We start from the raw sequence: 26223 nt of genomic DNA on the forward strand, positions 1-26223 counted from the left end.
ACGGTCAGTCCGAGGCAAAAATGCTGCCGAGCTTGTCCATCTTTTCCAGCGCCATGCCGCAACCGCGGGCAACGCAGGTCAGCGGTTCGTCGGCAACGATCACCGGCAGACCGGTTTCTTCCATCAGCAGACGGTCGAGGTCGCGCAACAGGGCGCCGCCACCGGTCAGGACCATGCCCTTTTCGGCAATGTCGGCACCGAGTTCGGGCGGGGTCTTTTCCAGCGCCGACTTGACGGCGGAAACGATCTGGTTGAGCGGGTCGGTCAGTGCTTCAAGGATTTCGTTGGACGAAATCGTGAACTTGCGCGGGATGCCCTCGGCCTTGTTTATGCCGGAAACTTCCATTTCACGGACTTCGGCGCCCGGGAAGGCGGAGCCGATGTTTTTCTTGATGTTCTCGGCGGTGTTCTCGCCGATCATCATGCCGTAGTTGCGGCTGATGTAATTGATGATGGCTTCGTCGAGCTTGTCGCCGCCGACGCGCACGGAGCCGGCATAGACCATGCCGCCCAGCGAGATGACGCCGACTTCGGTGGTGCCGCCGCCGATATCGACGACCATCGAGCCGGTCGCTTCGGCAACCGGCAGGCCGGCACCGATTGCTGCAGCCATCGGTTCCTCGATCAGGTAAACCTGGCTGGCGCCGGCACCGATTGCGGATTCGCGGATGGCGCGGCGTTCAACCTGGGTCGAACCGGAGGGCACGCAGATGATGATGCGCGGGCTCGGGCTGAACAGCTTCGAGTCATGCACCTTCTTGATGAATTGCTTGAGCATCTGTTCGGTGACGGTGAAGTCAGCGATCACGCCGTCCTTCATCGGACGAATGACGGTGATGCTACCCGGTGCCTTGCCAAGCATTTCCTTGGCTTCCTTGCCGACGGCCTGGATGGTTTTTTTGGCATTGGGGCCGCCTTCGAGGCGGATGGCGACGACCGAAGGCTCATCGAGGACGATGGAGCGACCGCGAACATAAATCAGCGTATTCGCTGTGCCAAGGTCGATGGCCAGATCGTTTGAGAAATATTTACTGAGGAAACCGAACATCTGCTGTGACTCCGCTGGGGGGGGTGCGGTAGGGAAAACTTTTATGATACCTTATAACGCTTTCCATTTTAAGACTTTGTGCGCCGCAATAAAGTCTTTGGCAGCCATGTCGCTCACATTAGAACAGGTTCAGCGCATCGCCCATCTCGCTCGTATCGAGGTCAGCGAATCCGAAGCGCTCTCCACCCAAACCCACCTCAACGGCATCTTCCAGTTGATCGAGCAGATGCAGGCCGTAGACACCGCCGGCGTCGAGCCGATGGCGCACGCACAGGATCTCAGTCAGCGTTTGCGCGCCGACGTGGTCAGTGAAGTCGATGGTCGGGCCGCCTTCCTGGCGATCGCTCCGGAAAGCGAAGCCGGTCTCTTCCTCGTGCCGAAGGTGATCGAATGATCAATGCCAGCCTCAAACAGCTGTCGCAGGCCCTGGCCGCGAAGCAGATTTCCAGCGTCGAGCTGACCCAACTGTTTCTTGAGCGCATCGCGCGCCTGAATCCGACGCTGAATGCATTCGTAACGGTCGACGCCGAAAAAAGCCTCAATTCCGCCCGCGCCGCCGATGCGCGTATTGCTGCCGGTAATGCCGGCCTGCTGACCGGTATCCCGATCGCCCAGAAGGACATCTTCTGTGCCGAAGGCTGGCGCACGACCTGCGGTTCGAAGATGCTGGCCAATTTCGTCTCGCCCTACGATGCGACGGTGATCCGCAAGATGGAAAGCGAAGCCGGCCTGGTTTCGCTGGGCAAGACCAACATGGACGAATTCGCGATGGGCTCGTCGAACGAAACCTCGTTCTTCGGCCCGGTGCGCAATCCCTGGGATAGCGAACGCGTGCCTGGTGGCTCGTCCGGCGGTTCGGCGGCAGCCGTGGCCGCGCGTCTGGCGCCGGCCGCAACCGGTACCGATACCGGCGGTTCGATCCGTCAGCCGGCGGCGCTGTGCAATCTGACCGGCCTCAAGCCGACTTACGGCGTGGTCTCGCGCTACGGCATGATTGCCTTCGCATCCTCGCTCGACCAGGCCGGCCCGATGGCGGCCAGCGCCGAAGACTGTGCGCTGCTGCTCAACAGCATGGCCGGTTTCGACGAGCGCGACTCGACCTCGCTCGAGCGTCCGCGCGAAGATTACAGCCGTGATCTGGAAAAGCCGCTCGCCGGCCTGCGCATCGGCCTGCCCAAGGAATTCTTTGGCGAAGGTTGTGATGCCGCCGTGATGGCAGCCGTGCGTGCCGCCATTGCCGAATACGAAAAGCTGGGTGCAACGACCGTCGAGGTTTCGCTGCCCAATTCCCACCTGTCGGTGCCGGCCTATTACGTCATCGCGCCGGCCGAAGCCAGTTCCAACCTGTCGCGTTTCGACGGGGTGCGTTACGGTTTCCGCGCCGAGGATTACGGCAATCTCGACGACATGTACATGAAGAGCCGCGCCCAGGGCTTCGGCGCCGAGGTCAAGCGCCGCATCATGATCGGTGCCTACGTGCTGTCACACGGCTACTACGACGCCTACTACCTGCAGGCACAGCGCATCCGCCGCCTGATCGCCAACGACTTCGTCGAAGCCTTCAAGTCCTGCGACGTGATCATGGGGCCGACTTCGCCGTCCACCGCCTTCAAGCTCGGTGAAAAGGCGGCCGATCCGGTGCAGATGTACCTGTCGGACATTTACACGATTGCGGTCAATCTGGCCGGTCTGCCTGGCATGTCGGTACCTTGCGGTTTTGTCGGCGGTTTGCCGGTGGGCTTGCAACTGGTCGGTAATTATTTTGCCGAAGCGCAGTTGCTCAATGTCGCACATCGTTATCAGCAGGCAACGGACTGGCATCAGCGTCGGCCGGCCGGTCTGGTCTGAACATGAAGGCAGCTTGGTGGCTGCTGGTTATGCTGGCGGCCGGTTGCGCCGAGGTCGAGAAGCAACCGGAACCGGTGGTTTCTGCCGAACCGGAGAAGGAAGCGTCAGCGGTCAGCAGCGAACCGAAATTCAAGAATTCGACCCTGAAGTACCTGGCCAACCGCAACCTGAAGCCGCAGCCGACGCGTCCGCTCAACGTCAAGTCGAAGTGCTCGCACAAGGATGCGGTCGGTACGACGACCCAGCTCGACCTGCTGGTCAAGGAGTCGCTGATCAAGAGCTTCAGCGCCCAGGTGACGATGAAGGGTTACGGTGCCTGCCGCTTCAACCTGAACGACTTCGAGCAGGTGGAAAAAATGCCGCAGCCGCTGCTCCGCCACAAGAAAGATCAGGGCTGCCAGGTCCGCATGTGGGAGCAGGGCGCCAAGATGACGATTGCTTTCAACAGTTGCCCGAAAGCCTGCGACGGGGATGCTTTCAGCTACCTCTGGCCGATCATGGTCGAGGCGAAATCGGGACGTTGTTTCTGAACGGATGACATTATGAATCAGTGGGAAGTGGTGATTGGCATCGAAACGCATGCGCAGCTGGCGACCGTTTCGAAAATTTTCTCCGGCGCCTCGACGGCTTTCGGGGCTGAACCCAATACGCAGGCCTGTGCGGTCGACCTCGCTTTGCCCGGCGTTTTGCCGGTGCTCAACAAGCAGGCCGTCGAATGCGCCATCCGCTTCGGTCTGGCGATTGACGCCGAAGTCGCCCGCAAGTCGGTTTTCGCCCGCAAGAACTACTTCTACCCGGATCTGCCCAAGGGTTACCAGATCAGCCAGATGGACCTGCCGGTCGTCGTCGGCGGCCAGATCGCGGTACAGGTTGGTCAGGGCGACAAGGCCTACGAAAAGGTCGTGCACCTGACGCGTGCCCACCTTGAAGAAGATGCCGGCAAATCGCTGCACGAGGATTTTCACGGCAAGTCGGGTATCGACCTCAATCGTGCCGGCACGCCGCTGCTCGAAATCGTCACCGAGCCGGACATGCGCTCCTCCGATGAAGCCGTCGCCTACGCCAAGGCCCTGCACGCGCTGGTCCAGTGGATCGGCATCTGCGACGGCAACATGCAGGAAGGCTCGTTCCGCTGCGACGCCAACGTTTCGGTGCGCCCGAAAGGCCAGGCCGAGTTCGGCACGCGCCGCGAAATCAAGAACCTGAATTCCTTCCGTTTCCTCAAGGAAGCCATCGACTTCGAAGTGCAGTGGCAGATCAACGAGATCGAGGAAGGCCGCCGGATCCAGCAGGCGACCGTGCTGTTCGATCCGGACAGCGGCGAGACGCGGATGATGCGCAGCAAGGAAGACGCGCACGACTATCGCTATTTCCCCGATCCCGACCTGCTGCCGCTGATCATTTCCGATGAGTGGCTCGCCCGCGTGCGTAGCGAGTTGCCCGAGCTGCCGGTGCAGAAGCGCGAACGCTTCGTCAGCGAGTTCGGTCTATCGGTGTACGACGCGACGACGCTGACCGCCAGCCAGGAAATGGCCGCTTATTTCGAGTCTACCGTTACGGTTGCCGGCAAGGCCAATGCCAAGCCCTGCGCCAACTGGGTGATGGTCGACCTGGCGGCACGCCTCAACAAGGAGGGCCAGGAAATCAGCACTTCGCCGGTCAGCGCCGAACAACTGGGCGGCTTGATTCTGCGTATCGCCGACAACACCATTTCCAACAACATCGCGAAAAAGGTGTTCGATGGACTGTGGACCGGTGAAGGCAAGACGGCCGACGAGATCATCGAGAAGCAGGGCTTGAAGCAGATTACCGATACGGGCGCCATCGAGGCGCTGGTCGATGAAGTCCTCGCTGCGAATGCCGCCAATGTCGCAGAATTCCGCGCCGGCAAGGAAAAGGCGTTCAATGCGCTGGTCGGTCAGGTGATGAAGGCGGCCAAGGGCAAGGCCAATCCGCAGCAGGTCAATGATCTGTTGCGCGCCAAGCTGGCAGGCTGATCAGCGGATGACGGGTCTGGCCGGGGCGCCTGGGCTGCGCCGGCCAGTCAGTTCCTGGTAGCGCTTGCGATCCGCTTCATACTTGTTGCGGATGGTTTCCATGTCGTGCTTCTTGATATCGAGCAGTTCCTGCTCGACCTTGATCTCGTGCTCGACGGCCCGTAGATTTTTTTCCAGTTCGGGCGGCAGACGCTTCTTTTTATAAAACTCTGCTTCGTCGGCCAGCTTCTTGCGATTTTTCGTCGCGTTGTCGATCTTGGCCTGGGTGGCGGCAATCGCCAGGTTGAGGTCGTTCTCGGCCTTGCGCTGGGCAAGGTCGATATCCTGCGGCGTCGCATAGGTATCAAGCAGGGCCTGATCCTTGCGCTGCTGTTCGCGAGCCGCTTCGTCCAGCTGTTTTTTGCGCTGGTTTTCCAGCACCTGTTGCGCCTTTTCTTCCGGTGTCAGCGGCGGGCCGACTTCCTTGATGACGTTGCCGCCGCTGTCGAGCACGCGATAGGGGCGGCCCCGACACTGGTCCGGAAGCGTGTCGCTACACACCCGGCGCCCGTTGCTGGCATCCTGGCAGCAATAAAACTCACCGCCTGCCTGGGCCGGAATGGCGAGCAGGAGCAGGAACGGTGCGAGCAGGAATTTAGACGCTGACACCGTACTGTTCGCGGTAGCGAGCGACGGCATCGCGATACGATGCAAACTCGGAATGGTGCTCGAGGAAGGCCATCAGGTCAGCCAGGCCGGCAACGGCGATCACCGGGATGCCGTAATCGCGCTGGACTTCCTGGACAGCGGACAAATCGCCCAGGCCGCGTTCCTGGCGGTCGAGTGCAATCAGCACGCCGGCCGGGGTCGCACCGGCGGCACGGATCATCTCGACGGATTCGCGTACCGAGGTGCCGGCCGAGATCACGTCATCAACGATCAGTACCTTGCCGCTGAGCGGGGCGCCGACAATGGTGCCGCCTTCGCCGTGATCCTTGGCTTCCTTGCGGTTGTAGGCAAAGGGGAAGTTGCTGCCGCGGCCGGCGAGGGCAACGGCGATCGCTGCAACCAGCGGAATTCCCTTGTAGGCCGGGCCGAACAGCATGTCGAACTGGATGCCGCCGGTTTCAGCAGCTTTCGCGTAGAATTCGGCGAGACGGCCGAGCGAATTGCCATCGTTGAACAAACCGGCGTTGAAGAAATAAGGCGAGAGCCGTCCAGCCTTGGTCTTGAATTCGCCAAAGCGCAAAACTTTGCAGTCGACCGCGAATTCGATGAAATCCTGACGAAAGTCCATATTTTTCCATTTCCTGTGGTCAGTCTGCGCTGACCGGTACATTGCCCAATGTTACGCATCATCTCCCTGAATCTCAACGGTATACGCTCCGCCTGGAGTAAAAATGTGTTGCCCTGGGTGGTTGCCCAACAGGCCGACATCATCTGCCTGCAGGAACTGAAGGCACAATTGCCTGATCTTTCGCCCGAAATGCTGCAGCCCGACGGCATGCATGCCTTTTATCACTGTGCCGAGAAAAAGGGCTACAGCGGCGTCGGTATCTGGAGCCGGAGCAAGCCGGATCGCGTCATCGAGGGCTTTGACGGTGGTGAATTCGATGCCGAAGGGCGGTATATCCGGGCCGATTTCGGCAACCTGTCGGTGATTTCGCTGTATTTGCCGTCCGGCTCCTCGTCGCCCGAGCGCCAGGAAGCAAAGTTCCGTTTTCTTGATCTGTTCTTCCCGAAAATGCTTGCCCTGCGGGCCGAAGGTCGGGAAATCGTGCTTTGCGGCGACTGGAATATCGCGCATCAGCAAATTGACCTGAAAAACTGGAAATCGAACCAGAAAAACTCCGGTTTCCTGCCCGAGGAGCGCGCCTGGCTGAGCCGGGTATTCGACGAGCAGGGCTGGGTCGATGTCTATCGCCGGCTTTATCCCGCGACGACCGATGATTGCTACACCTGGTGGAGCAATCGCGGCCAGGCCTGGGCCAAGAATGTCGGCTGGCGCATCGACTACCAGATCGCGACGCCGGGGATTGCCGCACTGGCCAAGGATGCTTCGGTCTACAAGGCCGAGCGTTTTTCCGATCACGCGCCGCTGATTGTTGATTACGATTAGATTAAAAGCCCGGATGCGAATTGATTTCGCGAGACGGACGGGCTAACCTGTACCCCTTGCTTAACTGTCATCAACGAGGTTGAAAAATGTCCCAAGAACTGAGCGCTGCCAACAAAGACAAGCTGGTTTCCGACCTGAAGGCCGTTGTTTCCGATGCCGAAGAAATCCTGCGCGCCACTGCCGGTGCTGCCGGTGAAAAGGTGGGCGAACTGCGTACCAAGATTGAACTGCGTCTGCGCGATGCCAAGGAACGTCTGGCCGATGCCGAAGCCATCCTGGTCGACAAGACCAAGGCTGCTGCTCGTGCCACCGATGATTTCGTACATGACCAGCCGTGGAAGGCCGTTGGCGTTGCCGCTGCTCTGGGTCTCGCGCTCGGCGTCCTGATCGGTCGTCGCTAAGCGCATGCTGCAGGATGCGGGCGGTGAAGGTGGCCGCGAAGGCCTCTTTGCCTCCCTGAAAAACATGATCGCGACGCTGGTCGCGATCGGCAAGACGCGCGCCGAGCTGCTGATCACCGAACTTGAGGAGGAGAAAATCCGCCTCATGTCGATGTGGTCGAAGGCAATCGGCGCGGCGTTTCTGCTCGCCGTTGGCGTGATCATGGCGGTTTTCTGTCTGGCCCTGCTGTTCTGGGAACAGCGCGTATTGGTCTTCGGCATTTTTGCCGTGCTGTTCATCGCTGGCGGGCTGATGCTGGTTGCATCGTTGAAGACGCAGGCGGCACGTCCGAGCAAGCTTCTGCGTTCCAGCTTGTCCGAACTGGAAGCCGATATCGAGCAATTGCGTCGCTACGCGCAAAAGCCGGAATGAACGAGAAAGCTCTCGCTCTCGCCATGCGGCATGGCGCTCTCAAGGCGCGCATTGACGAGCAACGGCGGTTGCTTGGCCAGCACGTGGCGCCTTTGGAGTCGGCTTTGGCGCGTGGTGATGCGGCGCTGCAAGGTATTGACTGGCTGAAGCAGCACCCGGCCGCCATCGTGGCGGCGGTTGCGGCTGTTGTTGTCGTCAGGCCCAAGGCAGCGTGGCGCTGGGCGAAGCGTGGTTTCTTTGTCTGGCGAGGGTGGCAGGCAATACGCAACAAGTTGCTGGCGAGTTCCTAGGCGTGGCCGGGGGCGATCCTGTCGAGGCATCTGCACCAGCCTGGTGGCAGCAGATTCTTAGGTCGCAGCGGCGCGAAGCGCAGCGCATACAGACGGAATTTGCTGCGGTGCGTGGCCTGATGCCGCTGTTGATGAAGGCGCGCAACGGCGGTCACTGGTCGCTGGAAGAAAAAGAAGAAATCATCAGCCATCTGCGCCGGATGGCGCATTTGTCCCCTTACCTGATTGTATTGATGTTGCCAGGCTCGGTTTTCCTGTTGCCGGCTTATGCCTGGTGGCTGGACCGGCGCCGCCTTAACCGCCGAGACTGACCGATTCGGCCCGCGTATTCCAGGGGGCCACTTTCAGTAGCAACAACATGCCGGGGATGGCCAGTGCGGCGCACAGCCAGAAGAAATTGAACCAGCCCAGTGCTTCGACCAGCCAGCCGGCCGAGGCATTGATGAAGGTGCGCGGCACGGCAGCCAGACTCGTGAACAAGGCCATCTGCGTTGCCGTGTAGGCGGGGTGGGTCGAGCGGGCGATGAAAGCGACGAAGGCCGCCGTACCCAGACCGACCCCGAATGCTTCCAGCCCGATCACGAAGGCGAGCGCGATGCGTTCGTTGGCGCCGATACTGTCGTAATGGCCTTGTGCGGCCAGCCAGGCAAAGCCGAAAATCGACACCAGCTGGACCACCCCGAACAACCACAGCGCCCGGTTGATGCCCAGTTTGACCATCCACAGGCCGCCGAGCAGGGCACCGATGACGGCCGGCCACAGCCCGGCATGCTTGGCGATCAGGCCGATGTCGGTCTTGGTAAAGCCCATGTCGAGGTAGAAGGGGGTAGCCAGCGCCGTGCACAGGCTGTCGCCAACCTTGTACAGGAAGATGAAGCCGAGGATCAGCAGGGCGCCGCGCCAGCCCTGACGTCCCATGAATTCGTGAAACGGCTCGGTGACGGCCTGGCGCAGGGTCTTGGGGGCGCCCCTGACCAGCGGTTCGCTGACCAGCCAGGCCATGGCCATGCCGGGCAGCATGAAGGCGCTGGTAATCCAGAATACTTCGTGCCACGGCAGGCGGTCGGCCAGGATCAGCGACAGCGAGCCGGGAATCAAACCGGCGATGCGGTAGGCGTTCACATGCACGGCATTGCCAAGGCCGAGTTCGTCGTCGCGCAAAATCTCGCGCCGGAAGGCGTCGACCGCTATGTCCTGGGTGCCGGACAGGAAGGCGAGCAGCGTGGCCAGCCAGAGAATCGGCCAGATGTTGTCTTTCGGGCTCAGCCCGCCCATGAAACCGATGGTCAGCAGCAGGCCGATCTGGGTCAGTAGCATCCAGCCGCGCCGGCGGCCGAAACCCGGGATGCTGAAACGGTCGAGCAACGGTGACCAGAGAAATTTCCAGGTGTAGGGAAACTGGATCAGCGCGAAGAAACCGATGGTCTTGAGGTCGATGCCCTCGCTGCGCAGCCAGGCCGGCAGCAGGTTGAGCAACAGGTAGAGGGGCAGGCCGGAGGAAAAGCCGGTGAAGATGCAGATCAGCATCTTCCGGGTGAGCAGCGCGGCGAGCCAGGCCGGCATCAGCGCGGCTGGGTCAGGCGGTAAACCGCCAGGCTGCCGAGGAAATTAACGTCGCGGTCGGCGCTGCAGGTAACCGGATTGCCTTCTTCATCGAGTACGCTGCGCTCGCGGATGATCAGGCCCATCCTGGCGCACAGGGCTTCGAAGTCGAGCAATGTGAAGAAACGCACGTTGGGCGAGTCGTACCACTCATAAGGCAGGTCTTCGGAAACCGGCATGCGGCCGTCGAGCACCGAGCGCAGGTTCTTCCAGTAGGCGAAATTGGGGAAGGAGACGACGGCTTCGCGGCCGACGCGCAGCATTTCGCGCAGGATCCCTTCGGTGTGGCGCACGGTCTGCAGGGTGCGCGACAGCACGACGTGGTCGAAGGCCTGGTCGGCGAATTCGTCGAGGCCTTTTTCCAGGTTGCCCTGGATGATATTGATGCCGTTCTTGATCGCGGCGAGCACGTTGGCGTCATCGATCTCGACACCGACGCCGCTGACGCCGCGTGTCTCGATGAGGTGCTTCAGCAGCGTGCCGTCGCCGCAACCGAGGTCGAGTACACGGTGGCCTGGCTCGACCCAGCCGGCAATCACCGCGAAATCGGGGCGGCCCAGGGTGTGCGTGGTCATAGCTTGATGTTCCGCAGGTAGGCGTCGACGACGCCGTGATACTGGGCGTCTTCCATGAGGAAGGAGTCGTGGCCGAAGTTGAGGTCGATCTCGGCGTAGGAAACGTTGCGGCGTGCTGCCAGCAGAGCGGCGACAATTTCCTTGGAGCGGGCCGGCGTGAAGCGCCAGTCGGTAGTGAAGGAGGCGATCAGGAAATTGGCCTTGGTGCGCGCCAGGGTCTTGTTGAGATCGCCGTCGTCCTCGCGCGACGGATCGAAATAGTCGAGCGCCTTGGTCATCAGCAGATAGGTGTTGGCGTCGAAATAGCCGGCGAACTTGTCGCCCTGGTAGCGCAAATAGGATTCAACCTCGAACTCGACGTCGAAACCGAAGGAAAATGCGCTGTTGCGCAGTTCGCGACCGAATTTCTCACCCATCTGGTCGTCCGACAGATAGGTGATGTGGCCGAGCATGCGGGCCAGGCGCAGGCCGCGCACCGGTCGGGTGTTGTGTTGGTAGTAATTGCCGCCGTGGAAGTCGGGGTCGGTCAGGATGGCCTGGCGCGCGACGTCGTTGAAGGCGATGTTCTGCGCCGAGAGCTTGGGTGCGGCGGCGATCACGATGGCGTTGCGGACGCGCTCCGGGTAGGTGATGCTCCAGCGCAGGGCCTGCATGCCGCCCAGGCTGCCACCCATGACGGCGGCCCAGCTGTCGATGCCGAGCCGGTCGGCCAGCCGTGCCTGGGCATGTACCCAGTCATTGACCGCGACGATCGGGAAATCGGCGCCCCATTGCTTGCCGGTGGCGGGATTGATTGACGACGGGCCGGTCGAGCCGTGACAGCCGCCGAGATTGTTCAGGCCGACGATGAAGAAACGCTCGGTATCGAGCGGTCGGCCGGGGCCGATGATGTTGTCCCACCAGCCGATGTTGTCCGGCTGGTCGGCGTAGTGGCCGGCAACGTGATGGTGGCCGGACAGCGCGTGACAGACGAGGATGGCGTTCGACTTGGCCGCATTGAGCGTGCCGTAGGTTTCATAGACCAGATCGTAGGCTGGCAGAATCCCGCCGCTGCGCAGATGCAGCGGTTGGTCGAAATGGGCGCGTTGTGATTCGACGGCGCCGACGGAATGTCCTGACATACTGTTCCTGAAAACAAAAACCCAGTTGGCTGAAAAACGCGAACTGGGCGGTTCCCGTTTTAGCTGTATTTAGAAGCGCCCGCAATCAGAGCTCAAATCGGCGCGGCTGGCATGTTGCCAGCGTGTGGCAGACAATACCGAGCAGCCCGTGAAAAGTCAATGAAATGGCCGTCCCTGAGCAAATCGCGGCCGACAGGGGAAGTTTTGTTAAGATGCAGAAAAGCGTCAGATATTGGGGGAATTGTGGCAACTAACCTGCTTGAACAACGGCGGCATCAGCGTATTCGTTTTGGCAATCCGCCACCGATACAGATTGGTTACGGCGGAAGTATCGGCGAAGGTGCCATTGTCAATCTTTCGCTCTCTGGTTTGATGGTGCGTACGGCCCTTGAACTGGATATCGGCCACGTGGCCGGTTGCGAGTTTTCGCTGTTCGGGTCGCCCGTGATCGACGTTCCGGTGACCGTGGTCAGTCGGGTTGGCGATTTGTTCGGTGCGCGTTTCCAGACTGGGCCGATCAACCAGATCATCATTGACGACGCGATCAGCTCAGCCCTGGCTTCCGGACAAGCTTCGATCCTGTCGGTCAACGACCTGGCCGGGCGCAAGGTGATGCGTATTTCCGGCGGTCTGAATGGCGCTTTGGAGAGTGATTTCATGCATGCCCTGACCCGGGTCGGCATTCACGAAATGGACCTTGCCGGCGTGACGACTGTCGATCAGGCTGGCCTGGCATTGTGTCGGGCGGCAACGAGCTTGCATGGTGTGACGATTGGCGCCCGGTCGGAGGCATTCTCCGGCGCCTGGAATCTGGCTCTGGCCATCGCGGGTGAGGTTGAAGGTCCTTGAACCCCTTGTTTCCCGTAAAAATTTTTGCCAAATCGTGTCCGCGTCTCCTTTTTCCTGTGGGGCTACTGTGTCTTGCGACAGCAGCCATGGCCGAAGATGAAGCCATTTATTTCAGCGATCTGCCGGTTGTTGCATCGGTCAGTCGTCTGCCGCAAAGACTGGCCGATGCACCGACGGCAGTGACGGTGATCGATCGCGACATCATCAAGGCATCCGGTGCGCGCGATCTGAACGATATATTTCGTCTGGTGCCCGGCTTCCAGACTTATCCGAATACGACTGAGACGGCGCGGGTCAGCTATCACGGGATGGGGGAGGGCGAGTATGGGGCGCGAGTACAGGTTTTGATCGACGGGCGTTCGATGTATTCGCCCCTGTTCGGCGGTGGCGTCAATTGGGCAACCTTGCCGGTGGCACTGGACGATATCGAGCGTATCGAGGTCGTGCGCGGTACCAATGCCGTCTCTTACGGCAGCAATGCCTTCCTTGGCGTGATTAACATCATTACGGTTGATCCAGCGCTGACGCATGGTCTTTCGCTGTCGACCAGTTTCGGCAACCAGAATGTCCGCGATTACAACTTCAGGTTAGGCGGAAAAATCGGGGAAACAGGCGATTTTCGTTTCACTTTCAAACAGCAGAATGACGACGGTCTGACTAATCGTTACGACTGGGTTGATTCATATTTTTCTCGACTGGTTGATCTACGGGCCGATTTTTCCTTGTCCGATCGAGATAGTCTGCAGGTTAGTCTGGGGCAGGCGGAAGGCGTGAGCCAGGTTGGTCGGCTGGGCAGTATGATTTCTATTCCCGGTTTGCCGCCGATTGACGGCGACCCGATACGCGACCTCAAACAAAAGGATATTTATGTCCAGCTCTTGTGGCGCCGGGTGTTCTCTCCTGGTTCAGACCTGCAAGTGCGCTATTCCTATGTTGAGGATCGATCAAGCGATGCTTTTTCAGTCAGCATTCCGGGTCAGAGTTATGTTTTTAATCAGTCGGGTGACGAGGGGGTTCGGCATGAGATTGAGCTCCAGCATAGTCTGAAAATGGCGGAATCCGCACGCCTTGCCTGGGGGGCAAGCTGGCGTGATGATGGGACTCGTTCGAAGTGGTCCTTGTCAGGGCGAGGGATGGTGCATCGAGATGTCAGTCGTTTGTTCGGTAATCTGGAGTGGAAGCCTGTCCGATGGTTTACCGGCAATGTCGGTATTGCAGGAGAAAATGATTCGTTGGCCGGATTTCACCTGTCCCCCAGGCTAAGTACCAACTTTCACCTGAATGCAGAAAATACGCTCAGACTCGGGGTGTCAAGAGCGTATCGAAATAGCAGTACGGTTGACTATCTTGGCAATGCGAAGGTGATACTTGCTAACACGTTGATTTATAACGTGTATCAAGGGAATCGAAGTCTTCCGTCGGAGCGCCTGGATACGGTTGAGGTCGGTTATCTGGGTGACTGGCGTGACTGGCGGGCGAGTCTGGATGTACGGCTGTTCAGTGAAAAAATCTATGATCGATTGTTCAGAATAGATTTGGGAACCGGAGCCTCAGTACCGGATACCACTTTGCCGGATGCCACGGTACCAATACAGAATATCCACATCTACGGTGTCGAATATCAGTTCAAATGGCAACCTTTTGACAATACTCGTTTGCTTGTCAATCAGGCCTTTACCCGGGCCGATGCGGATTACCTTGCTTCGGCCTTGGGTTTGTCGGGATCGACGCTGGCCAATGCGTCCGATGCACAGAAAATCGATTACTTCACCGAGCATTCAATGCCGCGGCGCTCAAGCTCACTCCTGTTGATGCAGAAATTACCGTTCGGACTTGATTTTTCGATCGCCGGATACTGGCAGGACATGATGAAGTGGACAACGAATACCTCTTCAGTCAAATACCAACGTTACGATGCGCGCCTGGGCTATCCCTTCCGTTTTAGTGGTTTACGCGGTGAGTTTGCGCTTACCGTGCAGTCGCTGAACGGCACCCACAGCGAATACAAGTCCAGCATTAATAATCCCGACGGACGTCTCGTCGAACGTCGTCAGTGGCTGAGCCTGCGACTGGATTACTAGCCGTTCAGGCGGAGCGGATAACGGCGCCTTCCAGCCATACTTCGAAGGGTTCGCAGGGCGCCACCGCCAGTCCCTGGGCATAGCTGATACCGAGTTCTTCGAGTTGCTGCAGCTTTGCCGGATCGTTGATGTTGTCGGCGATCGAGTGAATGTCGAGATCGGCGGTGATTTCCTGCACCGCACGCAAGAGTGCCGTCGAGGCGCGATTGCCGCCGAGGTCGCGGGTCAGGCTGCGGCTCAGTTTGACGCAGGCCGGTGCAATGGCACGCAGGTGGCTGAACGAAGAGAGTCCGCCACCGAAGTCGTCGAGCCCGACCTGGCAACCCAGGGCGCGGACCTGGCGCGAGAATTCGAGTGCCTGGCTGTTGTGGTGCGTCGTCACATCTTCCGAAAAAATCAGGCAAAGCCCGTCGCCCGGCAGGTTGTGGCGGGCCAGGTTGCGGGCAATCAAGTCGATGATCGCGCGGCGGCCGAGCGATGTGCGGGAGAGCGGGATCAGGCAGTGCAATTGCTTGTTGTGGCGGCGCGCGCGGTCGATGGCATTAATCGCCGTTTCTATGAAACGCTGGTCGATGCTTGACGCCAGATCATAGCGTTCCGCCGCATCGATCAGGGCCGACAGCGCAATCGGCGCTTGCCCCGGTTCATGCAGACGGGCGCTCAGTTCGACGTAGTGATAGCCGGGGGCGTCATTTTGCAGCGCCTTGAGCGGCAGGGCCTCGATCAGCAGGCGGTCTTCGGCCAGCGCGCTGGCAATGCGTCCGGCCCAGTTGTTGCTCTCCTGGCGGCGTTCCGGCACGTTGCTGGTTTCCTGCTCACAGACCTGGTTGCGACCACTTTCCTTGGCGCGGTAGCAGGCCGAGTCACTGGCGGCGAGGACTTCATTGATGTTGCGTACCCGCCGGCTGACGGGCGTCAGACCGATACTGGCGCCGATCGCGAAAACCTTGTCCTGCCAGATGAAGCGGTAGGCACCGGCGAGGCCACAGATGTCATCTGCCACCTGCCGGGCGCGGGCGCCACTGCAGTTGGCGAGGATGATGCCGAATTCGTCGCCGCCGAGGCGGGCCAGGGTGTCTTCTTCACGCAGGCGCCCCTGGAACAGTTGCGAAATCTGGCGCAACAGTTCGTCGCCGGCCAGGTGGCCGCAGGTGTCATTGACCGGCTTGAAGCGGTCGAGGTCGAGCAGCAGGACGCTGAATTCCTCGCCGCCGGCCTGGACGGCCGAGAGCGCCTTATCCAGGCGGTTCTCGAACTCGCGCCGGTTGAGCAGGCCGGTCAGCGCATCGTGGCGGGCCTGGAAAGCGAGTTGGGCGGTGGCCTCCTCGATCCGGCTCTGCATCGAGTGATGGACTTCCTCGAGGTGGTTGGCCATCTCGTTGAAGCCATGTTCGAGAATGCCGAGTTCGGCGCTCGAATGAGTCGGCACGCGCGTGTCGAGGCGTCCCGAGGACATCTCGCGTACTGCCTGGACAAGGCGCTTGAGCGGGCGGGCCAGGCTGTCGGCCATGGCAATCGCGAGCAGGGCAATGCCGATCAGTCCGATGAAAACAATGATCAATCCACGCAGCAGCAACTCGCGCTGCTGATTGATCAGTTCGGTCTTGTCGAATTCGATGAAAACATGACCAATCACTTCCGGCGGGGTTGGCTTGGTGTTGCTCGATACCGGCTCGAACAGCGCGTCGCTTTCGTTCTGCGAGCGCAGCACGGGCGCGCCGAAGGCGATCCAGCTTTCGGTTTCGGTGACCATTTTCGGTCCGTCCAGCGACTGGCGGAGGATCTCGCTGGCCAGCGAAACGCGGCCGCCGACGGCAATGGCGCGGCCTTTCGGACTGACGATGATGGTTGCCTTGACATCCGATTCCTGGATGGTGGTCTGGGCCAGCCCGTGCAGGCTCTCGATTTGCCCGGAAATGATGCCGTATTCACTGATCTGGGCGAGATAACGCACGGTGGCGAGTGCCTTGGTGCGCAATTCGCCTTCCAGGGTCTGGATACCGCTCAGCGTGAAATAGGAGACCAGCGTAATGGCGATAGCGGCACTTGGCAGGAGCGAGAGCAGCAAGAGTCGCTGGCGGAGGTTGAGGCGAGTCATCGGGCATCCTTGTCGGCGAGCATGGCGCGGCGGATATCGGCTTCGTCGGGGAGATTGAGGTTGAGCGCCTGGGCGACGTTCTGGTTGATCTGGACGGCAAACTGGCTGGGCGGCATCGGCGCGGGCAGCGTGTTGGTGAATGCAAGGACAAGTTCCGCGCTCTGGCGGGCAATCTGGGCCGGGGTCGAGTAGAGCGCGGCGAGCGCACCGGCATTGACCAGGGCAGCGGAGAAGGCGACCACCGGGCGCTGATGGCGGTAGGTGGTGACCAGGATGGCCTTGATGTTGTCGCGCTTGTAGATGTTGGTGTCGGGCGTGGCGAGCAGTACGTGGACCCGGGACAAGAGCGTAGACAACGCTGGCAACAGGGTCCGGTCGGTATCGCTTTCCTCGCTGTCGAGAATCAGGCCTGCCGCATTGAAGGCATGTTGAAACTGATTGTTTTGCGGCCGGGTTTCGGCGCTGATCAGCATGCCAATGCGGTTTTTGCCGGGCAGCAGTTGACGTAGAAAGGAAGCTTGTCTGGCCGGTGGCTGGTCGAGATAGATGGCGGTCAGGCGCCGGTTGCGGCTGCCGCTTTCGGCGACCAGCTTGTCGTAGACCTGGCGCGGAATCAGTGTCGCGATAATCGGTGTGCTGCCGCCGCGGCCCAGTACCTGGCGCAAGGCCGTGCTGCCGGCGGCGATGATCAGGTCGGCGCGCTCCGTGCCATCCTCGGCGGCATCGAGCCCGACCGGGTAGCGGCTCAGTTTCCAGTTGCTGCCATCAAGGGCATCGCGCAGGGTGGCGCTGAATTCGGCATAGGGCCCGGTCGATTCGCTGAGTACCAGCGCGACGTTGCCGGCCCGCGCCAGAGGAACGACCAACAGAAAGACGAACAGGAGGCGCAGGGTGGCCAGAACCATCGGCACAATATAGCGGGTTGTCCTATGCCAAAGCAATGCGTGATATCCGCAGGCTTGATGCAGGAAGGGCGCTTTTGCCTGGCGGCCTGTCGGGTGTCCGCATAATGCGGATGCCGGCAATACCTCTATGGCAAAGCGTTCCGGCACGGCTGCTCAGCGACCGGCCGGTGCTTTCGCGGGCGGCGCGAAATCGAGCAGTTCGAGGAGCAGGGGCAGGCCTTCGCTGATTGCGACCGGGCCTGGCGTCAGGATGATCGCCGACTTGATTTCGTGCAGGCGGCCGTTTTGCACCGCCGTAACGGTCGACCAGCCGGCACGGGCAGAAATGCGCTCCGGCCGGAAGTGCTTGCCGCACCACGAACCGATGATGACTTCCGGATCGCGCCGGACGATTTCCAGCGGCTCGGCCAGGATGCGGTCGCGCGCCAGTGGCGAGCCGGCGCGTTCGGGAAATATGTCGGTGCCGCCGGCGATCTCGATCAGCTCGGACACCCAGCGCACGGCGGTGATGTTCGGCTCGTCCCATTCCTCGAAATAGACGCGTGGCCGGTGGCCGCTGCGCGCCAGTCGTTCGGCGGCAATGGCTCTGGCGGCCTCGATCTGCGCTTCCAACTCGGCAACCAGTTCCGCTGCCTTGGCTTCGGCCCCGACCAGCCGGCCCAGGGTTTCGATCATGCCGAGGATGTCGTCCACGCTGCGCATGTTGAAGGCGTAGACCGGCACGCCGGCCTTGATCAGGTCGCGCGCGATGTCGGCCTGCAGGTCGGAGAAGGTGAGCACCAGATCGGGCTGCACGGCGAGGATCTTGTCGATGTCGCCGCTGGTGAAGGCATAGACCTTGGGTTTTTCCTTGCGCGCCTGCGGCGGCCGTACCGTGTAGCCGGAAATGCCGGCGATGCGATCCTGCTCGCCGAGCGCGTAAAGCACTTCGACGGTTTCGGTGGTCAGGCAGACGATACGTTGCGGCAGGCGGCTCATGCGGGCTTCATTTCGGGCGATGACTGCGTGCGACATCGAGGTGCGCACAAAGTTTCTCGGCGCCCTCGAGAATGCGTGGCGTGTGGCGCTGCATGATGTCCGGGTTGATGTGGAACAGGTTATTACGCTTGACTGCCGTCATGCGCGTCCATTTGTCCCAGTCGTGCAGCCATTCCGGCCGGGCGTCACCCATGCCGGTGGCGATGATGGCTTCGGGGTCGGCTTCAAGCACCGCTTCGACACTGACCGTCGGCGCCATCTTGGTCATCTGCCCGAAGACGTTGTCGCCGCCGCACAGGCGGATCGCATCGGTGATGATCTGCTGGCCGCCGACTGTCATCAGCGGCGATTTCCAGATCTGGTAAAAGACGCGTACCTTGGGTTTGCTTGCATTGGCGGCGCGCAGCTTTTCCATGCGCTGGCGGAAACTGGCGGCCGCCGCATCGGCCACCGCCTGCGTGCCGGCCAGCTGGCCGAGCTGTTCGAGCTGAACGGCCACATCGGCCATCAGGTTGGGCTGGGTGATGAAGACGGTCAGGCCGAGGGCGCGCAGCTTGTCGATCTGGACGGCGGCATTGCCGCTTTGCCAGGCGATGACCAGGTCGGGTTTGAGGGCGGCGATGGCTTCCAGGTCGAGGCGCGAATAACCGCCGACGCGCGCCACCTTCTTCGCTTCCGGCGGGTAGTCGCTGTAATCGACGGTGCCCACCAGGTAAGTGCCGGCGCCAGCGGCGTAGAGACTTTCCGCCGAATGCGGGGCGAGCGTGACGATGCGCCGGGCCGGCGCCTTGAGGCGGACATCCTGGCCGCTGTCGTCGCGCACCACGATATCGGCGTGCGCGGCGGACAAACAGGCGAGCGCAGCGGTCAACGCCGTAAAAAGGCGCATTTTCATGCCTGGCTCCATTCGCCGAGGGCGGCGCCCAGGCGTTGCCAGGCGGTCTCGCCATCGGGCAGGCCAAAGCGCAGCAGCGCCTGCTGTTCGAAACGGCGGACCAGGATGCCACGGCGGGCGAGGAACTCATGCAGTTCGGCCGGCTGGTCGCAGGTCAGCGTCGCAAACAGCGCCGTGCTCCTGACCTCGCCGTGCGCGCTCAGCAAGGCGTGCAGGCGCTGGCTGGCGGCGTGCAGGCGCTCGCGTGCCGCCGCTTGCCAGGTTGTGTCCTGCAGCGCCAGCCGCGACGCGGCGCGGGCCGGACCGGCGATGGTCCACGGCCCCATCGCTTCCTGCATGCGGTTGAGCAGGTCGGGGGCGGCGAGGACGAAGCCGACGCGGGCGCCGGCCAGGCCGAAGAACTTGCCGAGCGAACGCAGCACGATCAGGTTAGGCGCCTCCTCGGTGCCGGCCAGGCTGGCCAGGCTTTCCTCCGGCGTCGGATCGATGAAGGCTTCGTCGACGATCAACCAGCCGCCGCGCTTTTTGAGCTGTTGCGCGGCGTCGACCGCGACGGCGCGCGGATGCTGGTCGGCGGTCGGGTTGTTCGGGTTGCACAGCAGCACGTAAGGCGTCGCGACGCCCAGGGCACGGCTCAGGGTCGCATTCTGCAGAAAACGCAGGCGATGTCCGGCGCGTTGCCAGGCCTGCGGGTGTTCGGCATAGATCGGGCTGATGCAGGCGACGACAGCGCGCGGCAGCAGGGTCGGCAGCAACTGGATGGCGGCCTGCGAGCCGGCGACCGGCAGCAGGTTGGTGTTGCCGTAATAGGCGGCGGCCGCGGCTTCCAGGCCGTCGCCGGCTTCCGGCAGGCGTTGCCAGACTTCCGGCGGCAACGGCGGCACCGGCCAGGCCTCGGGATTGATGCCGGTCGACAGGTCGAGCCAGTCGGCGAGCGGGATATCGTAGTGGGCTGCGGCTTCGCGCAGGCGTCCGCCATGCTCAAGCATGCAGGGCTCCGGTAATGATGAACAGCACGGTCAACCACAGCCAGAGGCTGTTTTTGACCAGGGAAATGGCGCGCCGCAGGTCGCTGGCGACCGGCGCTGGTCCGGTGCCAAGCGGCGGCCGGACTTCGAGTTCGCCATGATAAACGGCAGCGCCGCCGAGCGCGACGCCGAGCGCACCGGCGCCGGCTGCCATCACCGGCCCGGCGTTCGGACTGTCCCAGCCCGGCGCCTGGCTGCGCCAGCAAGCGAGCGCCAGACACGTCTTGCCGAGCAGCGCATAGGACAGCGCGGTGAGACGGGCCGGGATGTAGTTCAGCGCATCGTCGAGACGTGCAGCGCAGCGCCCGAACAGGTTGTAGCGTTCGGTGCGGTAACCCCACATCGCATCCAGCGTGTTGGCCAGGCGAAAGAGCAGGGCGCCCGGGCCGCCGAGCAGCGCAAACCAGAACAGCGCGCCGAAGATCGCGTCGTTGCCGTTTTCCAGCAGCGATTCGCAGGCCGCCTTGGCGACCCCGGATTCGTCGAGCGTTGCTGTCTCGCGCGAAACGATCCAGCCGACGCGTTGCCGCGCCGCCGGCAGATCGCCGGCCTGCAGCGGCGCGACGATGGCTTCGGCATGTTCGCCCAGGCTCTGCGCGCCGAGTGCGAAATAAAGCAGTACGACATCGACCGCAAACGGCGCCAGCGGCCGCAGGGCAAAAGCCAGAGCCACCCAGGGGCCGACCGCCAGCAGCCAGGCCAGGCTACCGGTCAACAGCGAATTCCGGTTCATTTTGCCTTCCAGCCAGGCGGCCAGATTGCCGAACCCGACCAGCGGATGCCAGCGCGACACCTCGCCGAGCGCCCGGTCGAGCAGCACGGCGGCAAGCGCCGCGAGCGGCATGGCGAAGGACGCGAACAGCGGATTCACTGCGGGAAAATGCCGTCTTGCTGGATCGCCGCCTGCATTTCGCGCAGGCGTACGGTCAACCCGTCCTCGGCGGCATTTTTGCTGCCCCACTGCTCGTGGAAGACCAGTTCCTCGATCGGCAGGCGCGGCAGCCAGCCGGCCTTTTCCAGCTCCGGCCGTTCATTGAAATGGCTGACGTAACCGATGCACAGATAGGCAATCGGCACGATGTGTTCGGGGATGCCGAGCGCCTGCTGCAAGGCCTTTTCGTGAAAGATGCTGACCCAGCCGACGCCCAGCCCTTCGGCGCGGGCAGTCAGCCAGAGGTTCTGTACGGCGCATACGCTGCTGTAGAGATCCATGGTCGGCATGTGCGTGCGGCCGAGCACGACCGGGCCGGAACGCGTGCGGTCGCAGGTGATGCACAGATTGAGCGGCGACTCGAGGATGCCTTGCAGTTTCAGCTTGCTGTAGATCTCGCGCTTCTCGTCCGGAAACATCCGCGCCGCCTCGTCGTTGGCCTGGCGGAAGACGTCATGCACGCGCTGCTTCACGTCATCCGAACGGACCAGCAGGAAATTCCACGGCTGCATGAAACCGACCGATGGCGCGTGATGCGCCGCCATCAGGATGCGGCTCAGGATGTCATCGGGCACCGGCGTCGGCAAGAACTGGCCGCGCACATCGCGGCGGCTGAAAATGGCGTGATAGACGGCCGCCCGCTCGGCGTCCGAAAAAGCGGGCGCCTGCGGCAAGGACGGGTTTTCCATGGATTCCCCTTCTGGAAAAACGGCACCGCCCGACCAGGGCTGGCCAATACAATCATCTCCCGGCCGGTCTTCTGACTCGGATTCACACGAACAATGCGCCTTCCCGGGTTACCCCAGTGGCCTGTGCATCGCCCATCCTCCTTACAGCGTTGGGCACGTGGCGGAGTTACACCGCCTTCCCGATTCTCCGTTCGGCAAGGCCGAACGACACCCGGAGATACGAAGGCGAGAGGATATCAGGAGGGGGCGGGGGAGGGCGATGGAATTGGCGTTGAATCAATCATCATCAGCCTGATTTGGCTAACTTAACCGCCCGGGGGCTTGAAGGGTTTTTGCGTTAGCCCGGCGCCGGAAAAACCTGGGCAAACGTAAACGCCTCCTGCGTCGCCCCAAACCGCCGCACCAGCTCCAGCTTTTCCTTCGCTTCCTGCGCCGTCGGCAAGTGGCCGGCGGGGACCCACCACAGTGCGAGCTGGATTTCGTTCATCTTGTCGAACCAGGCGTGGCGGGCACGGATGGTGTCCATGTGGACGGTCTTGTAGACATAGTTTTTCAGCGAGTCGACATCCCGCCACAGGCTGACGTTCATGATCACCAGCGGGTCGGTGTAGGGGCGGATCGAGGTGTAGTCGCAGCCGCTGCCGAGCATGCGCCAGATGAAGCCGTCGGCGTTGTCGGCGAGCTGGTTCATGGCGTCGAGCTGGTCCATGAAACCGCGCATGACGTCCGTGTCCATCTCGGCCTTGGCGCGGGCGACATTGACTTGGGCGAGGTGGTAGGCAGGCATGAGGCGGGTGGCGGGCGTGGCGATGCGGGATATTGTATGCGCCGGTACGGGGCTTGCGCTGCATGCCTTGTGGGTTGCCGGCGGCATTTTCCTTGGGCGGGGCGGCAAAGCGGTTTATCCTCGCGCCGTTTCCTGGTTACGACGCTTCCACATGCCCTGTTTCTCCCTGATGGTGCAAGGCACCACTTCCGATGCCGGCAAATCGACGCTGGTTGCTGCCCTTTGCCGCATCCTGAAGCGGCGTGGCGTGCGTGTCGCGCCGTTCAAGCCGCAGAACATGGCGCTCAATTCTGCCGTGACCGTCGATGGCGGCGAGATCGGCCGGGCGCAGGCGCTGCAGGCGCTGGCTTGCGGCCTGCCGCCGCATACCGATTTCAACCCGGTGCTGCTGAAGCCGACCACCGACAAGAAGGCGCAGGTCATCATCCACGGCCAGGTTGCCCTTGATCTGAACGCCCGCGATTACCACGAGTACAAGCCGCGCGCGATGGCGGCGGTTTTGGCCTCCTGGGCGCGGTTGACCGCGCAGTACGAATGCGTCGTCGTCGAGGGCGCCGGCTCGCCGGCCGAGATCAACCTGCGGGCGCGCGACATCGCCAACATGGGTTTCGCCGAGGCGGTGGATTGCCCGGTGATCATCGTTGCCGACATCGACCGCGGCGGTGTCTTCGCGCATCTGGTCGGCACGCTGGAACTGCTTTCGCCGTCCGAGCAGAACCGCGTCAAGGGCTTCGTCATCAACCGCTTCCGCGGCGACATCAGTCTGCTCGAACCCGGTCTCGACTGGCTGGAAGAGCGCACCGGCAAGCCAGTGCTCGGCGTGCTGCCTTACCTGCACGGCCTGATGCTCGATGCCGAGGACGCGATTGCAACCGCTTCGGTCGACGGCAAGAAAACGGCCAAATTGAAGGTGGTGGCGCCTGCTTACCCGCGCGTCTCGAATCACAACGACCTCGATCCGCTGCGCCTGCATCCGGAAGTCGATTTCCGCTGGGTCGGGCCGGGTGAAACGCCGCCGGCCGCCGACCTGATCGTTCTGCCCGGCTCCAAAGCCGTGCGCGCCGACCTCGACTGGCTGCGCGCCCAGGGCTGGGACCAGGCGATCGCCAGACATCTGCGCTACGGCGGCAAGGTGATCGGCCTCTGTGGCGGCTACCAGATGCTCGGTCGCCAGCTGCACGACCCGCAGGGCCTGGAAGGGCAGGCCGGCAGCACGCCGGGACTGGGCGTGCTTGCTGTCGAAACGACGCTGGCCGCCGAAAAGCAGCTGCGCAACGTGAGCGGTAATTTGTGCTTGCCGGGCCGCCCGGCGATGACCGGCTACGAAATCCATCTCGGCGTCACGGCCGGCGCCGGGCTGGCCGCGGCGGCGGTCGAGCTCGATGACGGCCGCCAGGATGGTGCGGTTTCGGCCGATGGCCAGATTTTCGCCACCTATTGCCATGGCGTTTTCGATCATCCCGAGGCGTTGACCGCCTTGCTCGCCTGGGCCGGCATGGTCGAAAGCGAACAGGTCGATTTCGCGGCGCGCCGCGAGGCCGATCTCGATCGCCTCGCCGACTCGGTCGAGGCGGCGCTCGACTGGGAAAAGCTCGGCGCGCTGCTGCCCGCTACCGGCGCCTAGCCGGCCGCCGGCGTTTCGTGGTGGATGCGCTTGAGCGCCACCTGACGCTGGATGTCGCGGAAATCCATTTCCCGGCCGTGGCGTGAATACAGCCCGCGCAGCGTGCCAAACAGTTTCTTGGCTTCGTTGCCGGCCATCAGCTGTTCGCACTGGTGGTCGGCGAGGTCGTTGTCGGCCAGGTCCAGCGCCGTGCGCATGACGTCGATGCGCGCCGCGGTATCCAGTTCGCCGACCAGCAGCGCCGGGCGCAGGCCGCTGAAACGCGGCTTGCCCTTGCCGGGCAGACTGAGCGCCAGCAGGGCGACATAGCTCGCCTGCTCGGACAGCGCCATGTTCTGGACCTCTGATTCGCGCAGGCTGAGCAGCACCTTTTCGGCGCCGATCAACTCGTTGGCGGCGACATGCGTGCGCGCCAGGGCAAGACGGTCAGCTGGCGTCACCGCGCCGGGCATGCTGTCGTTGGCCAGCACGTCGCTCAGCGCCGCACTGGCGGTGGCAGTATCGCCGTTGAGATTGGCTGCTTCGGCGAGCAGGCGCTTGCGCAGGTAATTGCGCGGCGTCTTCTGGCTGGCCGTGTCGAGCACTTTCTGGGCTTCCGCATGCTCGCCCTGGGCCATGCAGATGCTGGCCTTGACGTCGGCGGCATCGAAATAATGCGGCGTGCCGGCGACGACCTGATCGATTTCCTGGCGCGCTTCGCTGAGCCGGTTTTGCTGTTGCAGCGAACGGGCGACGCCGGCCCGTGCCCAGGGGAAATTGAATTTTTCCAGGATGCCGCGGTAGGTTGCCTCGGCCTGTTCAACCAGGCCGCTCGCCATTTCCACCTCGGCCTGCTGGCGCAGGATTTCGTAGCGATAGGGGCGGCCCGCCTCGCTCGTCCGGCAGGCCTGCAGGATGGCGAGTGCCTGGGCGTATTCCTGGCGGCGCTTTTCGCGGTAGTAGTCGGCGAAGAAATTCTTCTTCTCCATGATCCGGTCGAGGCGCAGCAGCAGCTTGTCGGGCGAGAAGGGCTTGATGATGTAGTCGTCCGGTACCAGTTCGACGGCGGCGACGACCTGCTCGTAGGACTGCTCGCCGGTCACCATCATGAAGATGGTTTCGTCGGGCAGCAGGTTGAAACGGCGCAGTTCCTCAAGCAGTTGCTGGCCGGAGCGCCCTTCGCCCAGCACGTAATCGCAGAGGATGATATCGGGCACGTTCTGGCGGATGCGGTAGATCGCATCCTGATAATTGGTCGAGAACTCGACGGCAAAGGCGCCCAATGTCTGGGCGACGCTGCGCAGCGCATCGCGGGCGAGCGGCTGGTCGTCGATGACGAGGAAACGCTTTTTCCTGTAGTCGGCCATTACGGCAGGCTCAGTTCGAAACGGGCGCCGCCCAGTGCGCCGTCGTTGCCCAGGTGCAGCCTGCCCTTTCTTTCATTCCGCTCGTGCAGTTCGGCCAGGCGTTCGGCGAGGAGCAGGCCGGTGCCGCGTCGCGGCGGCAGCTCGGCAAAACCGGGGCCGTCGTCCTCGACGCGCAGGCAGAGGCCGTCGGTCGTGGCCAAGGCGCTCAGCACGACGCGACTGCGTGCAAAGCGACCGGCATTCTGCACGGCGTTGTTGAGCATGTCGGTGATCAGGTCGCGGTCGAGCGGCCATTCGTCGATGACCTGGCAGTCGATGTCGAGCGTTATGCCGGTCAGCGCCAGGTGCTGCTTCTGGGCGAGCGCCACTTCGCGGCACAGGTCGTCGACGATGCAGGGCACGATGGCGAGTTGGGCGCCGCGCCGCATCAGGCGGTAGGCGGCGAGCGTGCGGCTGAGCCGGCCGGCTGCCGCTTCGATGGCGTAGCGGGCTTCGCCGAGATCGAGGCCATGTTTCGCTTCGCTGGCGGCGATCAGCGATTCGGCGATGAACAGCTGGTTTTTTGCGTCGTGGATGCCCGAAGCGAGCGTATCAAGCAGGTGCTGCACGTTGTCTCTCCC

General features: G+C 62.2%; 28 protein-coding genes and 1 riboswitch. Of the genes, 12 read left to right on the forward strand and 16 right to left on the reverse strand.

The window, feature by feature from the left end:
• Window positions 1-4: 4 nt before the first annotated feature.
• Window positions 5-1048: a rod shape-determining protein gene (locus KIG99_RS10515; RefSeq protein WP_226441869.1), complete on the reverse strand. Its 1044-nt coding sequence runs from the start codon at window positions 1046-1048 to the stop codon at window positions 5-7.
• Between the two features lie 106 nt (window positions 1049-1154).
• On the opposite strand from KIG99_RS10515, the gene gatC reads away from it, so the two are divergent.
• The 4 genes from gatC to gatB are packed head-to-tail and all read left to right on the forward strand — an operon-like array spanning window position 1155 to window position 4893.
• Window positions 1155-1442 (forward strand): Asp-tRNA(Asn)/Glu-tRNA(Gln) amidotransferase subunit GatC, encoded by a 288-nt coding sequence (gatC, locus tag KIG99_RS10520; RefSeq protein WP_226460126.1) that lies wholly within the window; start codon window positions 1155-1157, stop codon window positions 1440-1442.
• Window positions 1439-2896, forward strand: coding sequence for an Asp-tRNA(Asn)/Glu-tRNA(Gln) amidotransferase subunit GatA (gatA, locus tag KIG99_RS10525; protein WP_226460127.1), 1458 nt, complete (start codon window positions 1439-1441; stop codon window positions 2894-2896). Before gatC ends, gatA begins: the two co-directional genes overlap by 4 nt.
• 2 nt (window positions 2897-2898) lie before the next feature.
• Window positions 2899-3426: a hypothetical protein gene (locus KIG99_RS10530; protein WP_226460128.1), complete on the forward strand. Its 528-nt coding sequence runs from the start codon at window positions 2899-2901 to the stop codon at window positions 3424-3426.
• Window positions 3427-3438: 12 nt separating this feature from the next.
• Window positions 3439-4893, forward strand: a complete 1455-nt coding sequence (gene gatB / locus KIG99_RS10535) for an Asp-tRNA(Asn)/Glu-tRNA(Gln) amidotransferase subunit GatB (protein ID WP_226460129.1) — start codon at window positions 3439-3441, stop codon at window positions 4891-4893.
• Here gatB and KIG99_RS10540 read toward each other — a convergent pair whose 3' ends face one another.
• Window positions 4894-5541: a hypothetical protein gene (locus tag KIG99_RS10540; RefSeq protein ID WP_226460130.1), complete on the reverse strand. Its 648-nt coding sequence runs from the start codon at window positions 5539-5541 to the stop codon at window positions 4894-4896.
• Window positions 5528-6169: an orotate phosphoribosyltransferase gene (pyrE, locus tag KIG99_RS10545; protein ID WP_226460131.1), complete on the reverse strand. Its 642-nt coding sequence runs from the start codon at window positions 6167-6169 to the stop codon at window positions 5528-5530. The genes KIG99_RS10540 and pyrE overlap by 14 nt, the downstream gene beginning before the upstream one ends.
• Window positions 6170-6217: 48 nt before the next feature.
• Between pyrE and KIG99_RS10550 the strand changes: the two genes are divergently transcribed.
• From KIG99_RS10550 to KIG99_RS10570, 5 genes are all read left to right on the forward strand, one after another.
• A complete protein-coding gene (locus KIG99_RS10550; RefSeq protein WP_226460132.1) occupies window positions 6218-6991 on the forward strand; it encodes an exodeoxyribonuclease III in 774 nt (257 codons plus the stop codon).
• 86 nt (window positions 6992-7077) lie between these two features.
• Entirely contained in the window at window positions 7078-7392 is a 315-nt protein-coding gene (locus KIG99_RS10555; RefSeq protein ID WP_226441877.1) for a DUF883 family protein, read from the forward strand.
• 4 nt (window positions 7393-7396) lie between these two features.
• Window positions 7397-7804: a phage holin family protein gene (locus tag KIG99_RS10560; RefSeq protein ID WP_226460133.1), complete on the forward strand. Its 408-nt coding sequence runs from the start codon at window positions 7397-7399 to the stop codon at window positions 7802-7804.
• Entirely contained in the window at window positions 7801-8094 is a 294-nt protein-coding gene (locus tag KIG99_RS10565; RefSeq protein ID WP_226460134.1) for a YqjK-like family protein, read from the forward strand. The genes KIG99_RS10560 and KIG99_RS10565 overlap by 4 nt, the downstream gene beginning before the upstream one ends.
• A 2-nt stretch (window positions 8095-8096) precedes the next feature.
• On the forward strand, window positions 8097-8405 hold the full coding sequence (locus tag KIG99_RS10570) for a hypothetical protein (protein ID WP_226460135.1): 309 nt from the start codon (window positions 8097-8099) through the stop codon (window positions 8403-8405).
• On the opposite strand, the gene KIG99_RS10575 is transcribed toward KIG99_RS10570, so the two are convergent.
• Genes KIG99_RS10575 through metX form a run of 3 tightly spaced genes read right to left on the reverse strand, consistent with a single transcriptional unit; the run spans window position 8389 to window position 11392 of the window.
• Window positions 8389-9657 (reverse strand): AmpG family muropeptide MFS transporter, encoded by a 1269-nt coding sequence (locus KIG99_RS10575; RefSeq protein ID WP_226460136.1) that lies wholly within the window; start codon window positions 9655-9657, stop codon window positions 8389-8391. The two genes, KIG99_RS10570 and KIG99_RS10575, sit on opposite strands and share 17 nt — an antisense overlap.
• Window positions 9657-10271, reverse strand: coding sequence for a methionine biosynthesis protein MetW (gene metW, locus KIG99_RS10580; protein ID WP_226460137.1), 615 nt, complete (start codon window positions 10269-10271; stop codon window positions 9657-9659). Before metW ends, KIG99_RS10575 begins: the two co-directional genes overlap by 1 nt.
• Window positions 10268-11392, reverse strand: coding sequence for a homoserine O-succinyltransferase MetX (gene metX / locus KIG99_RS10585; RefSeq protein WP_226460138.1), 1125 nt, complete (start codon window positions 11390-11392; stop codon window positions 10268-10270). Before metX ends, metW begins: the two co-directional genes overlap by 4 nt.
• A 159-nt stretch (window positions 11393-11551) precedes the next feature.
• Here metX and KIG99_RS10590 point away from each other — a divergent pair, with 159 nt between their 5' ends.
• Both KIG99_RS10590 and KIG99_RS10595 read left to right on the forward strand, forming a co-directional pair.
• On the forward strand, window positions 11552-12241 hold the full coding sequence (locus KIG99_RS10590; RefSeq protein WP_226460139.1) for a PilZ domain-containing protein: 690 nt from the start codon (window positions 11552-11554) through the stop codon (window positions 12239-12241).
• Between the two features lie 86 nt (window positions 12242-12327).
• Window positions 12328-14322 carry a TonB-dependent receptor plug domain-containing protein gene (locus KIG99_RS10595; RefSeq protein ID WP_226460140.1) on the forward strand — a complete coding sequence of 665 codons (1995 nt, stop codon included), beginning with the start codon at window positions 12328-12330 and terminating at the stop codon, window positions 14320-14322.
• 4 nt (window positions 14323-14326) lie between these two features.
• Here the strand turns inward: KIG99_RS10595 and KIG99_RS10600 are convergent, their stop codons facing one another.
• The 8 genes from KIG99_RS10600 to KIG99_RS10635 all read right to left on the reverse strand — a co-directional run bounded on the left by KIG99_RS10600 (window position 14327) and on the right by KIG99_RS10635 (window position 22633).
• Window positions 14327-16420, reverse strand: coding sequence for a diguanylate cyclase domain-containing protein (locus tag KIG99_RS10600; protein ID WP_226460141.1), 2094 nt, complete (start codon window positions 16418-16420; stop codon window positions 14327-14329).
• Window positions 16417-17325, reverse strand: coding sequence for an ABC transporter substrate-binding protein (locus KIG99_RS10605; protein WP_226461811.1), 909 nt, complete (start codon window positions 17323-17325; stop codon window positions 16417-16419). The genes KIG99_RS10600 and KIG99_RS10605 overlap by 4 nt, the downstream gene beginning before the upstream one ends.
• Window positions 17326-17478: 153 nt before the next feature.
• Window positions 17479-18303, reverse strand: a complete 825-nt coding sequence (locus tag KIG99_RS10610; RefSeq protein WP_226460142.1) for an ABC transporter substrate-binding protein — start codon at window positions 18301-18303, stop codon at window positions 17479-17481.
• A 7-nt stretch (window positions 18304-18310) separates the two neighbouring features.
• Complete coding sequence (locus KIG99_RS10615) at window positions 18311-19198, reverse strand: cobalamin-binding protein (protein ID WP_226460143.1); 888 nt, start codon at window positions 19196-19198, stop codon at window positions 18311-18313.
• A complete protein-coding gene (gene cobD / locus KIG99_RS10620; RefSeq protein ID WP_226460144.1) occupies window positions 19195-20187 on the reverse strand; it encodes a threonine-phosphate decarboxylase CobD in 993 nt (330 codons plus the stop codon). The genes KIG99_RS10615 and cobD overlap by 4 nt, the downstream gene beginning before the upstream one ends.
• Complete coding sequence (gene cbiB / locus KIG99_RS10625; protein WP_226461812.1) at window positions 20180-21070, reverse strand: adenosylcobinamide-phosphate synthase CbiB; 891 nt, start codon at window positions 21068-21070, stop codon at window positions 20180-20182. The genes cobD and cbiB overlap by 8 nt, the downstream gene beginning before the upstream one ends.
• A 23-nt stretch (window positions 21071-21093) precedes the next feature.
• Window positions 21094-21846, reverse strand: coding sequence for a 5,6-dimethylbenzimidazole synthase (bluB, locus tag KIG99_RS10630; protein WP_226460145.1), 753 nt, complete (start codon window positions 21844-21846; stop codon window positions 21094-21096).
• Between the two features lie 44 nt (window positions 21847-21890).
• A riboswitch (cobalamin riboswitch) is annotated at window positions 21891-22076 on the reverse strand.
• Window positions 22077-22183: 107 nt separating this feature from the next.
• A complete protein-coding gene (locus KIG99_RS10635; protein WP_226460146.1) occupies window positions 22184-22633 on the reverse strand; it encodes a DUF3291 domain-containing protein in 450 nt (149 codons plus the stop codon).
• Between the two features lie 151 nt (window positions 22634-22784).
• Here KIG99_RS10635 and KIG99_RS10640 point away from each other — a divergent pair, with 151 nt between their 5' ends.
• A complete protein-coding gene (locus KIG99_RS10640) occupies window positions 22785-24257 on the forward strand; it encodes a cobyric acid synthase (protein ID WP_226461813.1) in 1473 nt (490 codons plus the stop codon).
• Here KIG99_RS10640 and KIG99_RS10645 read toward each other — a convergent pair.
• Together KIG99_RS10645 and KIG99_RS10650 are read right to left on the reverse strand one after the other, a co-directional pair.
• A complete protein-coding gene (locus KIG99_RS10645) occupies window positions 24254-25603 on the reverse strand; it encodes a response regulator (protein ID WP_226460147.1) in 1350 nt (449 codons plus the stop codon). The genes KIG99_RS10640 and KIG99_RS10645 overlap by 4 nt on opposite strands.
• Window positions 25603-26211, reverse strand: a complete 609-nt coding sequence (locus KIG99_RS10650; protein WP_226460148.1) for an ATP-binding protein — start codon at window positions 26209-26211, stop codon at window positions 25603-25605. Before KIG99_RS10650 ends, KIG99_RS10645 begins: the two co-directional genes overlap by 1 nt.
• Window positions 26212-26223 lie beyond the last annotated feature (12 nt).

It is taken from the genome of Quatrionicoccus australiensis, assembly GCF_020510425.1.
Taxonomy (GTDB): Bacteria; Pseudomonadota; Gammaproteobacteria; order Burkholderiales; family Rhodocyclaceae; genus Azonexus; species Azonexus australiensis_A.